Source organism: Sphingobacterium sp. UBA5996 (assembly GCF_002429765.1).
Lineage (GTDB): Bacteria > Bacteroidota > Bacteroidia > Sphingobacteriales > Sphingobacteriaceae > Sphingobacterium.
Window position 1 is genome coordinate 45446 of the sequence record NZ_DJAS01000007.1, and the last position, 13868, is coordinate 59313.

General features: G+C 41.3%; 9 protein-coding genes and 1 tRNA gene. 7 read left to right on the forward strand and 3 right to left on the reverse strand.

Translation table 11 applies throughout. The features are described from left to right. Nucleotides 1-17: 17 nt before the first annotated feature. Nucleotides 18-1304 carry an exodeoxyribonuclease VII large subunit gene (xseA, locus tag B3E00_RS04855; protein WP_209577097.1) on the reverse strand — a complete coding sequence of 429 codons (1287 nt, stop codon included), beginning with the start codon at nt 1302-1304 and terminating at the stop codon, nt 18-20. Nucleotides 1305-1533: 229 nt separating this feature from the next. Between xseA and B3E00_RS04860 the strand changes: the two genes are divergently transcribed. The 3 genes from B3E00_RS04860 (at nt 1534) to radA (ending at nt 5943) form a co-directional block, all read left to right on the forward strand. Continuing rightward, complete coding sequence (locus tag B3E00_RS04860; protein WP_293937263.1) at nt 1534-3258, forward strand: serine hydrolase domain-containing protein; 1725 nt, start codon at nt 1534-1536, stop codon at nt 3256-3258. After that, the gene (locus B3E00_RS04865; RefSeq protein WP_293937265.1) at nt 3255-4415 is read left to right on the forward strand and encodes a dipeptidase; all 1161 of its coding nucleotides are present in this window, start codon (nt 3255-3257) and stop codon (nt 4413-4415) included. Before B3E00_RS04860 ends, B3E00_RS04865 begins: the two co-directional genes overlap by 4 nt. Nucleotides 4416-4557: 142 nt before the next feature. After that, entirely contained in the window at nt 4558-5943 is a 1386-nt protein-coding gene (gene radA / locus B3E00_RS04870) for a DNA repair protein RadA (RefSeq protein ID WP_293880081.1), read from the forward strand. 185 nt (nt 5944-6128) lie between these two features. Here radA and B3E00_RS04875 read toward each other — a convergent pair whose 3' ends face one another. Next, nucleotides 6129-6812 carry a peroxiredoxin family protein gene (locus B3E00_RS04875; RefSeq protein ID WP_209577105.1) on the reverse strand — a complete coding sequence of 228 codons (684 nt, stop codon included), beginning with the start codon at nt 6810-6812 and terminating at the stop codon, nt 6129-6131. Between the two features lie 72 nt (nt 6813-6884). Here B3E00_RS04875 and B3E00_RS04880 point away from each other — a divergent pair, with 72 nt between their 5' ends. Next, the gene (locus B3E00_RS04880) at nt 6885-8033 is read left to right on the forward strand and encodes a methionine aminotransferase (RefSeq protein WP_293937268.1); all 1149 of its coding nucleotides are present in this window, start codon (nt 6885-6887) and stop codon (nt 8031-8033) included. A gap of 145 nt (nt 8034-8178) precedes the next feature. Then, nucleotides 8179-10107 (forward strand): glucosamine-6-phosphate deaminase, encoded by a 1929-nt coding sequence (nagB, locus tag B3E00_RS04885; protein WP_209577109.1) that lies wholly within the window; start codon nt 8179-8181, stop codon nt 10105-10107. Between the two features lie 136 nt (nt 10108-10243). Here nagB and B3E00_RS04890 read toward each other — a convergent pair whose 3' ends face one another. Continuing rightward, on the reverse strand, nt 10244-12760 hold the full coding sequence (locus B3E00_RS04890) for a family 20 glycosylhydrolase (RefSeq protein WP_293937270.1): 2517 nt from the start codon (nt 12758-12760) through the stop codon (nt 10244-10246). Nucleotides 12761-12899: 139 nt separating this feature from the next. On the opposite strand from B3E00_RS04890, the gene B3E00_RS04895 reads away from it, so the two are divergent. Further along, nucleotides 12900-12971 (forward strand) — tRNA-Glu (locus B3E00_RS04895). A gap of 203 nt (nt 12972-13174) precedes the next feature. Further along, entirely contained in the window at nt 13175-13813 is a 639-nt protein-coding gene (locus tag B3E00_RS04900; protein ID WP_293880070.1) for a carbonic anhydrase family protein, read from the forward strand. Nucleotides 13814-13868 lie beyond the last annotated feature (55 nt).

Genomic DNA, 13868 nt, shown 5'->3' on the forward strand with positions numbered 1-13868 from the left:
TTTTGCCAATCGCTAAATTATGCATCGTCTTCGTCCAATTCCGGTTTTGGAAATTTATCCGTCACTGTGCTTAGCAATTCTCCATCTTCGAGTATGGTTTGTATGACATCGCCGGGTGATACTTGTGTAATCGACTGCAACAGTTTTCCATTAACTTTTGTAATTGAAAATCCCTGTTTTAATAATCGAATTGGATCAGCCAGCTGAATAATTCGCTCGGTATGCGCCAGCGCTGTCTTATGCTCGTAAAAGCGCAATTTTATCAAGGAGCTAAGTTCATGCTGAAATTGCTGAATGGCTGTTCTAGCGCTTTGTATTTCTCTTTTTCCGATCCATTGAATGTGCGTTGCGGTTTGAGATAGCATGTTGCGCTCTTCTTTAAACCGAGTAGCAATAAGTTGCTGTATTCGCTCCGCTGCCTTATCGACCGGAATAGCGAAATTGTGAAACTTTTGGATCAAAAAGTCGGCGAGCTCACTGGGGGTGATCGCATTCTTATAAGCGACCATTTCGCTGACCGTATAATTTGTCGAATGTCCAATACCGGTTAATACTGGAATGGGAAACATCGCGATAGCCCGCGCCAGTAAATAATTGTTATAACTAGAAAGACCGACTTCACCACCCCCGCCCCGGATAATGGCAACGACATCGTACAAGCTGATTTTTTCGGCAATAACGGCGAGTTGGTTGATAATGGAAGGCACTGACTTGTCACCCTGTAATAATGCGGGGAAGAGTGTGCATTCGATGCGGTAACCCCAAAGGTTTTGATTAATAATCTTGTAAAAATCAGAAAGCCCCTTACTTGTTTCTACCGAAATGATCGCTAGTCGTTTGGGAACGGCTGGAAAGGCCAGCAACTTATTAGACTCATAAATGCCTTCTGCCTTCAGCTTTCGAATACTGTCCAACTTCTCCTTTTCAAGTTCGCCTAAGGTAAATGTCGGATCGATGTCAACAATGCGCAGGCTCAATCCGTACATCGGATCATAGGAGATACTTGCCTGAAATAACATCGTAATTCCTTCTCGTAACGGTTCTTGAGCAATCTTAAGAAAACTGTTGTTGATACGGTTGTAATCGGTTTTCCATAAGATAGACCGCATTTCAGCGACAATTTTACCGTCCTGTTTTTCTACTAGCTCGGGATAACAATGGCCAGAATGGGTATAATGATTGAGCTTGTTCATTTCCGCTTTAATCCAGTACAAACTCTTGTACCGCTCTGCAAGTGTCTTTTGGATACTGCGGCTAACTTCCAGTAAGGAAAATATGGTTTTATCTTGAATCAATTCTGGCATTAGTCAAACTTACAGAAAAAACCTTCAGGATGCAATCGGGCCCTGGCTAATCAAAGGCTATTTGAAATTCGCTTAAAGATTACTTGTACCTCTAAAGTTAAAGGAAAAAGACATTTTAATTCGAAGACAGTTTAACGTAACAAAATTGATTTTTTTTAACCGTCCTGTATTCCTTGTGTATTTAATTCGTATTTTTATTTGATAGAACCTAAAAAACGATAAAAGCAGAATGAAAAAAGGACTTTTTGGGGTGTTATTTGCAGGTTTGTTCTGTATTAGCCCCCTGTTTGCTCAATATAAATCCACCGTTAAAAATGAAACGATACTGTTTAATAACCGCGATCAGTTGCTGCCTTTGAAAAATCTAGATCGGCTTCGCATCGCTGTTGTTGTTCCCAATGCAGTAAAATATAATGTGTTTACAGAGCAGTTGGCCCGTTATGCAGACACTAAAGTTTTTGATTTTAGTAAAATCGATGAAGATATAAAATACTATAATACAATTATTGTCGCTGGAAAGGAAGATGACTTGGATGCAGATTGTCTCGCCCAGTTGAAACAGGCGGTATTAAACAATAAAAAAGTCATCCTTTGTCATTTTTTCGAAAATGAAAAAAGCAAAAAGGCACTAACTGAACACATATCGTCTGACTTGATCGAATTATTAGCCCCTTTTTCAGAAACTGGACAACGTCACGTCGCAATGTCAGTTTTTGGTGGAGTTCCCATCAGTGCTGGTGATGTCAAAACTACACAAACAAGACTGCAGTACGGCTCTGCGTCAAGCGCTCATCTGAATCTGGCGAAATTGACCAAGAAAATTGATGCTATTGCCCAAGAAGCCATTGATAAGCAAGCAACGCCTGGAGCTGTTGTCATGATCGTAAAAGATGGACAGGTTCTGCTGGAGAAATCTTATGGATTCCACAGCTATTCGAAAGCTATTCCTACAAAAACAAATGATATTTTCGATCTGGCATCTGTCAGTAAGATAGCAGGCACAACACCTGTAATTATGCGCCTTACAGAGCGGAATGTGATCAATTTGGATAGTACCATGGGCCATTACTTATGGCAGGCCAAGTATACCAATAAAAAGGACATTAAACTGCGTTCCGTCATGTTGCACGAGGCCGGTTTTACACCCTTTATTCCCTTTTATAAATATCTGAAAGCTGGAGACGTCGTTTCAGTTCCGGATGCTAACCATCAAGTAAAAATGGCGGATAATAGCTATATCCTCAACGATTATTACCGTGATTTTATGTGGCCAGAGATGTTAAAATCGCCCGTAAAGCCCACAGGAAACTATGTATATAGCGATATCAGCATGTATGTGATGAAGGAAGTTGCAGAACATCAGACGGCTGAGCCGATGCAAGATTACGTGCAGGAGAACTTCTATAGGCCATTGGGCATGACGCGTGCTGGTTATCTTCCCAGAATACGTTTTGCAAAAGAAGAAATTGTTCCTACCGAACAAGATACCTCTTTTCGAAAAACATTGTTAGAAGGCTATGTACACGATCAAGGTGCGGCAATGGCTGGAGGTATTGCCGGGCATGCCGGACTATTTGCTACCGCAAACGATTTGGCGATCTATGGTCAGCTCTTACTCAATAGAGGAGAATACGGTGGGGAGCGCTACTTTAAAACGGAAACAATAGACTTATTTACATCCAGGCAATCGACAAGCAGTCGCCGGGGGTTGGGTTTTGACCGTTGGGATCCCAATCCTAAAAATGAATATCCATCGAAGTTAGCAAATAGTTCCGTCTTTGGTCACACAGGCTATACTGGAACATGTATCTGGATTGATCCACAAAATCAATTGATCTATATCTTTTTGTCCAATCGGGTACACCCTCAAGTGACGACCAAGCTTTTGGATCTGAATATCAGAAGCAGAATTCAGGATGCTATTTATGAATCGATCAATGAAAGTCAACGATGATTAAGAGCCTCATATTACTAGGGCTAGCAATGACAGCAGGTACTTCTATTGGATATAGCCAAAACTATAAAAAAATCCACCAGAATATGGTCGTCGTCGATGGACACAATGATGTGATTTATGCATCCATTTTTCAGGGGAAAGATATTGGCCAACGGTTAAAAACAGGTGCTACTGATTTGCCGCGGCTGCGGGAAGGGGGTGTCGATGTGCAGGTATTTGCGGTATGGTCCGATGATGCTAAATGGAAGACCGGTGCATTCAAGCACGCAAATGACCAGATAGATGCCTTGGAAAAAATGATTGCGGCAAATACCGATAAAATAAGTCTGGCAAAGTCTTCACAAGCTATCGATTCGATAGTAAAAACAGGGAAAATAGCCGCTTTGATCGGTGTGGAAGGTGGAAATATGATTGAAGAAAGTTTGGATAATCTTGAGCGACTTTATGCCCGTGGTGCCAAATATTTAACCTTGACCTGGAATTATAATTTGTCTTGGGCAAGTTGTGCCGCGATGGAATCGGACAAGATGGATTCCAAGGATAAAGGGTTGACGGAGAAAGGTCGAACAATTATCCGGAAGATGAACGGACTGGGCATGATGGTTGATTTGTCCCATGGTGGCGAACAGACCTTTTATGACGTATTGGCGGTATCGACAAAACCGATCTTGGTTTCCCATAGTAATGCCTTTGAATTATGTCCACATTTCCGAAACCTGAAAGACGCACAGTTGGAGGCGCTGAAAAGCAATGGGGGTGTGGTTGGTGTAAATTTTTATTCGGGTTTTTTGGATCCTGCCTATGAAGCTAGGCTTAAGAGTTTGTATCTAAGCAAATTTGGTGATGATGGGACATCAAAACTGAGTACTTGGTCTATGTATGAGAAGTTGCCAAAGAAACTTCAGCGACAGGCGGATGCTCCATTGTCGAAATTATTGGATCATATCGATTATCTGGTCAAAAAAGTTGGTATTGATCACGTTGCGGTAGGCTCAGACTTCGATGGCATAGAATCCTCACCGCAAGGTCTGGAAGATGTTTCTAAATTTCCGCTATTGACTAAAGCACTGCTGGAGCGAGGGTATTCACATGTGGATATAGCGAAAATTATGGGACAAAATTTCTTGCGGATTTTGAAAGAAAATGAAGAATAAACACTTCTTTTTTTTAAGGCTTTTCAGTACGTTCCGGTATACATGCCGCATTATTGAGGTATGTGTAATGGCTTGGGTAAGATGTAATGCGTGCGGCCATGTGATTACGCTTTTAACAGCTATAAATTTGTAAATTCGTAGCATGGCAAAATCAAAATCAGCATACTTCTGTCAAAATTGTGGCTATGAATCTCCCAAATGGATGGGACAATGTCCTTCCTGTAAGCAATGGAATAGCTTTGTTGAAGAAGTGGTCGAAAAAGGGAGTTCAAAAGTCCCCGAATGGCGTAGTTCTACAACTGGAGGCAATACGAAAAGGGCGAATAAAGCGGCTATTATTCACGAAATTGTTTACCAAGATGAGTCTCGTATATCCACGCCTGATCAGGAGTTTAATCGGGTTCTTGGTGGCGGGATTGTTCCGGGGTCACTGGTGCTTATCGGTGGAGAACCTGGGATTGGAAAGTCAACGTTAATGTTACAGTTAGCTTTATCCATTCCACAAGTCAAGACACTTTATATTTCCGGGGAGGAAAGTGAGCAGCAGATCAAGATGCGGGCCGAACGACTGTCACAGTCATCCAAAGCTAATTGCTATATCCTGACGGAAACATCCACGCAAAATATTTTCAAGCAGATCGAGACGGTACAGCCCAATGTCATTGTTATTGACTCGATACAGACTTTACATTCCGCACAGATTGAATCCGCTCCGGGTTCGGTTTCTCAGGTTCGCGAATGTACCGCTGAATTGTTGCGGTTTGCCAAGGAGACAAGTACTCCCGTCTTTATTGTGGGGCATATCACCAAGGATGGATCGATTGCTGGTCCCAAGGTATTGGAGCATATGGTGGATACCGTACTTCAATTTGAAGGCGATCGTCACCATGTCTACCGCATTTTGCGAGCCGTAAAAAATCGCTTTGGATCGGCTTCAGAACTGGGCATTTACGAAATGCAGGGGTCAGGACTGCGGGAAGTGTCCAATCCTTCTGAGATTATGATTTCGCAACGCGACGAGCCAGTCAGTGGAGTTTCCATTGCGGCAATGCTGGAAGGGATGCGGCCGATGATGATCGAGGTGCAGGCGCTGGTGAGCAACTCAGCATTTGGTACAGCACAGCGTTCTTCTACGGGGTACGATACGAAACGGTTAAATATGCTTTTGGCCGTTTTGGAGAAACGCTTTGGCTTTAGGCTGAGCGCACAAGATGTATTCCTGAATATCGCCGGTGGACTGCGCGTAGAAGATCCTGCAATCGATCTGGCCGTAGTGGTAGCGATTATTTCTTCACAACAAGATATACCGATTCGCTCTAATCTGACTTTCGCAGGTGAAGTTGGATTATCGGGCGAGATAAGAGCTGTAAATCGGATTGAACAAAGAATACAAGAGGCTGAAAAGTTGGGGTTTGATGGTATATTTATTTCTAAATTCAATACCAAAGGCCTGGATGCGAAAAAATATACTATTGCAATTCGGCCTGTCGCCAAGTTAGAGGATATATTCAGTGCCTTATTTGGTTAGTAGAAGCGCCTTGTTTGGCTGGTAAATAAGCGTCTAGTAAGGATTACGGGATGTGTTTTACGCATCAGTTTGTGCAGAAAACCTTTTGCTGTAGTTTGCGTTGAGAAACACCGTCGTCATTAAACCTAAAAAGACCATGCGCTTTTAAAGGCATGGTCTTTTTATTGGAATTGATCATCTATAGGTTACTTTTTCAATACTTCTTTCAATTTTGCACGTAAAGCATCACCGTGTAAATTTTTCGCCACAATTTTTCCATTGGGATCAATCAAGACGTTCTGGGGAATAGATTTTACACCATATAGTGTTCCGACATCATTCTGCCAACGTTTTAGATCCGAAACATGTCTCCAGTGTAGTTTATCGGCATGAATGGCTTTAATCCAGGAGTTGCGGTCCTTATCAAAGGATATTCCCAATATTTCAAAGTTTTCACCTTTGAATTGTTGGTATGTATTTACAAGATCTGGACTTTCTACGCGACAGTCCGGACACCAGGAGGCCCAAAAATCAAGAAGCACATATCTCCCTTTAAAATCCGAAAGTTTGACGGGGTTTCCGCTGGTGTCATTTTGGGTAAATGCTGGTGCTATTTTTCCAATTTGAACGGTTTCTAACGTATTTAAATAATCTTGAAACTCTTTCCCTTCACTTGAGTTTTTTACAGTATTACTCAAGGAATTATAAAGTGCCTGAAGCTCTGTGTAAACAGGATCATAACCTCCGACTCTACGCAAGTCAACCAACGTAGAAATAGAATCGGGAGCAGCCTTAACACGAGCAATATACTCTCCTTTGGTAAGTTCCTTTTTTTGCGCTGATCCGAAGAATGGCAGAATCAAAAAAAGTAGTGTGATGTATTTTATCATATTACTATTCTTATATATATTTACAAATATAAGAAAATCCACTAATTTAGTAGATTAATAAAATGTCAAAAAATGAACTTCAACCTAACCTCTAAACTTCCGCATGTTGGTACGACGATTTTTACTAAGATGACCATGTTGGCCAATGCGCATCAGGCCTTAAATCTTTCCCAGGGTTTTCCCGATTTTGAAGCCGATCCGAGGTTGGTAAAATTGGTTACTGAGGCGATGCAAAAGGGATACAACCAATATGCACCAATGATCGGAGCACAGTCTCTACGGGATGCAATCGTCAAAAAATATAATCAGATTTATAACGTTGAGGTCGATGCAACGGAAGAATTAACCATTACCTCAGGGGGGACGCAAGCCATTTTTACAGCTATTGCTACCGTAGTTAGACCGCAGGATGAGGTTATTATATTTGAACCTGCATACGATTGTTATGCACCAACCATCGAACTGTTTGGCGGTAAGGTTGTGCCCGTCCGATTATTGGCGCCCGATTTTCAGATTGACTGGGATTACGTAGCAACATTAATGAACAGTAAAACGCGACTGATTATTATCAACAATCCGAATAATCCAACGGGGAAAGTATTGGGTAAGGAAGAACTGATTAAGTTGGGAGCGCTATTGGAGGGGACTAGCATCCTGTTGCTGAGCGATGAGGTATACGAGCATATTGTGTTTGACGGGGCATCGCCGCAGTCGGTACTGGAAATACCTACTCTGCGCGAACGAAGTTTTGTTGTCGCCTCCTTCGGTAAGTTGTTGCATACTACAGGCTGGAAAATTGGTTACTGTATTGCCCCGCCGAAATTAACCCACGAATTCAGAAAAGTACATCAGTTCAACGTATTTAGTGTCAATACCCCTATGCAATATGCTATAGCAGAGTATCTAGCCGATATAAGTTATGTAAAAAGTCTATCGGGCTTTTTTGAGCGTAAAAGAAATCTACTGAAAGAAGGATTAAAAGATTCACGTTTTACGATTCTCCCTTGCGAAGGGACTTATTTCTTGAATATAAATTATAGCGGCATTAGCAATGAAAAGGAATTTGAATTTGCCTGCTCCTTAACAACACAACATAAGATAGCAACAATTCCACTGTCCGCATTCTATAAGGAGGTTACAAATCAGCAGGTTTTACGCGTTTGCTTTGCGAAGAGGGAGGAAACATTATCAAAAGCGATAGCGATTTTGAATCAAATTTAAAGGTATTTGAGTCGCTAAAAATGTAGCTAAAAGGTTTTATTTAAAATATTGCTAAGAAAGAAGTACTTTATTAAAATTTTACTTCAACTTGAGTCACTAATTTTATAAATTTGTAATTCACGTTTATCAATATACCCATAAAAAAATGGCTAGATTAAATTTATTGGAAGAGACACGCTTCGAAAGAGTCCCTGTGAGCGTCTATCCAGATCAAAATTCAGCTTCGAAAAACGTTGCAAATCGTATAGCTGAAATTATTCGTGCAAAGCAAGAGAAAGGTGAGAAGGCTGTTCTAGGCCTTGCTACTGGCGCCACACCGGTAAAGGTCTATCAAGAGCTGATTCGCTTGCATAAAGAAGAAGGTTTAAGCTTTAAGAACGTGATTACCTTCAATCTTGACGAATACTATCCTATGCAACCTGATGCCGATCAGAGCTATGTTACATTTATGAACAAAAACTTGTTCGACCACGTAGATATCGATCCGGCAAATGTAAATATTCCAGATGGTACCTTAGCTCCTGACCAAGTAAATGCATTCTGTGCGGCTTACGAGCAGAAGATTACAGCGGCAGGAGGTTTAGATATTCAATTACTAGGTATCGGCCGTACAGGCCACATTGGGTTCAATGAACCAGGCTCTGCGCCTAATTCAGGCACACGTGTGGTCACCTTAGATGATTTGACTCGTCGTGATGCTTCCCGTGCTTTTGGTGGAAAGGAAAATGTACCAACAAAAGCAATTACCATGGGAGTGGGAACAATCTTCAAGGCAAGAGAAATCATTTTAATGGCATGGACTGAAACAAAAGCTGAGATTATTAAAAAAGCCGTTGAAGGCGAAATCTCCGCAGAGATTCCTGCAACTTATCTTCAATTGTCTGACCATGTTGAATTTGTATTGGATGAAGCCGCTGCTTCGTTGCTGACACGTTTTGATCTTCCTTGGTTGGCAGAAGACGTTACTTGGACACCTTCGCTCATAAAAAAAGCCGTTGTTTGGTTAGCGTTAGAAATCAAAAAACCAATCTTGAAACTTACCGATGAGGATTATAATGCACATGGTATGGCGAAGTTGGTTACAGAGACTGGCCCTGCATATAATATTAATATCCGTATTTTTAATGAACTTCAGCATACGATCACTGGATGGCCCGGGGGCAAACCCAATGTCGACGACTCACAACGTCCTGAGCGTGCCAATCCAGCGAAGAAAAATGTGATTGTATTTTCTCCACACCCTGATGATGATGTGATCTCTATGGGGGGGACATTTATTCGTCTGGCAGATCAAGGACACAATGTCCATGTTGCCTATCAGACGTGTGGTAACACGGCGGTTTGGGACGATGATGTGATACGTTATCTGGAGTTTGCCGAAGATCTCGCTAAACAGATCGGAGCGGACTCAGAGGCGGCCCAGATTGGTCGGATTTATGATGAGGAGCGAGCAATTTTTGCAACAAAAAAACCGAATCAGATTGACACCGAATTGGTCCGTAAAATCAAAGCATTGATTCGTAAAGGAGAGGCTATCGCGGGAGCTCGTTTGGTAGGTTTGCCGGATGAAAATATCCACTTCCAGGATCTGCCTTTCTATGATAGACAGAAGTTTTCGAAAAATGTATCTTTCGAAGACGATATTCAGCAAACAATGGAGTTATTGCGTCATGTAAAACCACATCAGGTATTCGCTGCAGGTGATTTTGCTGATCCACATGGTACACATAAAGTATGTTTTGACATTTTGTTTGAAGCATTAAATAGGTTGAGCAAAACAGATGAGTGGACCAAAGATTGTTGGTTATGGTTATACCGAGGAGCATGGCATGAATATCCTATTCATGAAATCCAAATGGCTGTTCCTTTATCTCCACAAGAAGTTTATCGTAAGCGTTTGGCTATCTTTAAGCACCAGTCTCAAAAAGACTTACCTGTATTCCCTGGTGATGATCCACGTGAATTCTGGGTACGTGCAGAAGATCGCACGAGCGAAACAGCAGCTTTATATGATCAATTAGGTCTAGCAAATTACGAAGCCATTGAAGCATTTGTAAGATGGAAATTTGATTAGATTAACACGTTAGTTTATACGCAAGACTATCTATAAACAAAATCCCTGTTTCAAGATCGAAGCAGGGATTTTTGTTTATGTGACCATTAGTATTGGTTCAAAAGTACGCTACAAGTGGAATAGGGCACATTGTAAACTAGTAGCTGATTACATCGCCGGATCGTCCTTTGGCGTCATATACTTTAAATACGTATTTCTTACCAGTCTGGAATGGTATCGGGCCATTCACTGTTTTGGATTTTTGTGTTGGTGTACTGCCGTTGTCGCTATAATAGACTTTAAAACCAGGATAATCGGTATTGATAAGGAGTTGGTTGCCCTCTTTCTTAATTCCAATTTTGGGAAGTCGATAAGTATAGCCTCCATTTATCCTATCCAGTTTTCTCAATTCATCCTCGCCCAGCTTTTTGATAAAGGCAGTATACGATTTGCGATACGTAGCTTCGTCAAAAGAATTCCCTTTTTCCCAAGCTTGTTCTGGGGCCCAGGCGCGATCGGCGATGGCTATTAAACGTGGAAATATCATTTCTTCGAGACGTTGGTCAGTAGAGATCTTTTCTGACCATAAAGCACCTTTGATCCCGAGGAGATTTTTCTTCCCTTCCGCTGTAAGCTGTTCTTTATTGGTGTATGCCTCTGGTTTAAAGTCTTTTCCCGTATCATCCTTTCTTAAGTTGATGAAGAAATTTTCAGGGGAGAAGGAATAAGTTCTATTCAGATTGACAGTGCCCACCCAACTATGTCCGGGATCTGCAAAGTCACGATCCCATGACATATCCAGGTAGTTATTTGCTGCACTCGTATAAACAACTTTATAGCCAGCATTGGCCAATCGATAGGCGAGGTCTTCCTGTCCTTGTCCGGGTAGATTGTTCCATACATTTAAATGGATGCCTGATTTTCCCAGATCCGCATTTGCAACCATGCCATTACCTTTGTTGCGCATGCCCATCTCTTCCCATCCCGACATCGTCAGTCCTTTTTCTTGAACCAGGGCATTAATCTTGGAAATATACAGTGGCCATACGTCGAGTACATTTGCGATATTATTTTCCTTCATAAAGGCCAATATTTTCGGCGATTTCTCCCAAACACCACTTGGAGTCTCGTCACCTCCCAAATCGATAATTTTCAGTGGAACCCCTGCTTGATCGTGTATCGCTTTAATTTCATCGATCACCTTGCTTAGGAAGCGGTATGTTGAAGGTAGCGCTGGGTTCATAACGTTATCATTCCAGTTTTGTGCAGAATTGTAAACGGATTTGTCTTCTGCATCATCCAGTAAATATTCTTCTGCCTTTTGCTGATCGCCAAGTTTTGAATAATGGGCAAAACGTGCACGCATGGCTTTGATCGCTGCGCGAGCATGGCCGGGGGTTTCCACCTCTGGAATCACATCGATGTGTCTTTCCTGAGCATATTTTAAAATTTCGATGTAGTCGTTCACACTATAGAATTGATGCGGCTTGGCTGTCGCTCCAGATCCATAAGCAGGTTGTATTGCTTTACCGTCTTCAAAGTTAGCCGAACGGTTGGCTCCGACAGCTGTGAGTTCAGGTAGGGATGGAATTTCCAGTCGCCACCCTTCGTCGTCAATGAAGTGAAAATGGAACTTATTCAACTTATAAGCAGCCATAAGATCCAATATTCTTAAAACCTCGGCCTTACTATGAAAATTACGGGCAGCGTCCAGCATAAATCCACGGTACCCATAACGTGGGCTATCTTCGATATTGCTGTGCGGTAAAGCAATGGATTTTGTAGCTTTATTCCACTGATCATGATTGATAAATGATTTTAAAGATTGAATGGCATAGAAAGCACCAGCTTTATCTGAAGCTTCTATTTTTACACCATCAGCAGTAATCGATAATCGATAGGATTCGGGCTTTAAGGTGTTAACTTTTACGATTTCAATACCGCGCTGCGGGCTAGTTGAAGCCGTTAGCTTAATACTTGAATATGTTGAAAAGAAATCTGTCAGGAATCTCGCTTCGCTAGCAAATTCATTATCTACAAAAAGTTTTGCACCTGTTGATAAATTAAACTTTTCGTTGATGTTGACATTAATGTGGCTTGGTAAGGGGATGATACTTTGTGCGGTGACACCTTCTACGAGCTTGTTTTGGTCGTATTTATATGCGAAGTAGTCTGTTTTTTCAGCTTCTGATTGAGGAGCAGTTTTAACAGCAGAATAATCTGAAATAGTGGTGGCAAGCCCAGTCTGGTTATTTTTTAGATATAGACCAATGGGTCCATCTGTGTAATTGACTAGCCCCGTCGTTATAAAATCGATGTGGACACTATCCTGAGCTTGCAGTACAAAGTTGTTTTTCTTAAAGCTTACCTGAAAAAGATCGCCGTTTCGGTGGTCTATTGCGAAACGTTTGTCGACCTTGCCGGGATCAATTGATCGGATAAAATTAAACCAAAGGCTCCAGTCGTTGAGTTGAACAGCACTTGTTCCTTTGTTTTTTAAGATAATGGTGGATACCGGATTTTTACGGATATGGTGTCCTTCCTGAACCCTCCAGGTGAGTTGCAGCTGATCTGCGATTGCTCCCGTTTTTTGGGCATAGGCTTCCTGACTTAATAGAGCCAAGCCCAGTCCAGCATAGAGTAGCGGTTTTTTAATTTTTTTAAAATTAGTCATGTTGGTTACTTTTTCAATGACTTTAAATATAGCTATTCTAGGGAGTTTAATCATCTATTTCAAAAAAATGAATAAAAAAAACAGAATAATTTTGGCAGATTTATAAATATTTCTATATTTGCACACCGAAACAAAAATCGGCCCGTTCGTCTAGGGGTTAGGACGCAAGATTTTCATTCTTGAAACAGGGGTTCGATTCCCCTACGGGCTACGAGTCGAAAGATTAAAAATTAAAAAAGCTTGCAAATTATATTGCAAGCTTTTTTGTTTATAGCACTTTTATTAAATCCTTTACTTTATTTTCGCACTATAGTGCGGTGGAAAGAACCGTAAAAATTACACGTATTTAGCCCTGTTGGTAATTAAAATGTAACATATTAATTTTACTTTTAATATTCCAAATAATAAAATCTTATGAAGGCACATACGTACGAAACACAATCGACGATTACACCGGAAAAGGCATTGGATTTCTTGAAGGAGGGAAATCAACGCTTTGTTAATAACCTAAAAGCAAACCGCGATCTTCTGGAACAGGTGAACGCTACTCGCGAAGGGCAGTGGCCATTTGCTGTCGTGCTGAGCTGCATCGATAGCCGCACATCAGCAGAACTTATATTTGATCAGGGATTGGGCGATATCTTCAGTATTCGTATTGCAGGAAATTTTGTCAATCAGGATATTTTAGGTTCGATGGAATTTGGTTGCAATGTAGCGGGCTCAAAACTTGTTGTTGTGCTTGGTCATACCAAATGCGGGGCATTAAAAGGAGGATTAGATGCTGCGCAAATCGAAGGAATGGGGATGGATAATCTAAACCACCTAATTAATCATTTTGATCCAATCATCAATGAAGTGATAGACGAGGGTGAAGAGCGTTCGTCAAAGAATAGTGAGCTGCTTGAAAAGCTCAATCAACAAAACATTAAACATGCGATTAGAGACATCCGTAGACAAAGTTCGACACTCCGTAAATTAGAAGAAGAGGGTAAAATTAAAATTGTGGGAGCAAATTATGATGTTGAAACCGGTAGCGTAAGCTGGTTATACTAGCTGGCCGCCGGTTTTTTATGATACTGAGTAGAGTAGCGCCTTATCTAACTAATGG

Coding starts and splice junctions, on each gene's coding strand:
- xseA (WP_209577097.1), bottom strand. CDS start 1,304: ATGCCAGAATTGATTCAAGATAAAACCATATTTTCCTTACTGGAAGTT.
- B3E00_RS04860 (WP_293937263.1), top strand. CDS start 1,534: ATGAAAAAAGGACTTTTTGGGGTGTTATTTGCAGGTTTGTTCTGTATT.
- B3E00_RS04865 (WP_293937265.1), top strand. CDS start 3,255: ATGATTAAGAGCCTCATATTACTAGGGCTAGCAATGACAGCAGGTACT.
- radA (WP_293880081.1), top strand. CDS start 4,558: ATGGCAAAATCAAAATCAGCATACTTCTGTCAAAATTGTGGCTATGAA.
- B3E00_RS04875 (WP_209577105.1), bottom strand. CDS start 6,812: ATGATAAAATACATCACACTACTTTTTTTGATTCTGCCATTCTTCGGA.
- B3E00_RS04880 (WP_293937268.1), top strand. CDS start 6,885: ATGAACTTCAACCTAACCTCTAAACTTCCGCATGTTGGTACGACGATT.
- nagB (WP_209577109.1), top strand. CDS start 8,179: ATGGCTAGATTAAATTTATTGGAAGAGACACGCTTCGAAAGAGTCCCT.
- B3E00_RS04890 (WP_293937270.1), bottom strand. CDS start 12,760: ATGACTAATTTTAAAAAAATTAAAAAACCGCTACTCTATGCTGGACTG.
- B3E00_RS04900 (WP_293880070.1), top strand. CDS start 13,175: ATGAAGGCACATACGTACGAAACACAATCGACGATTACACCGGAAAAG.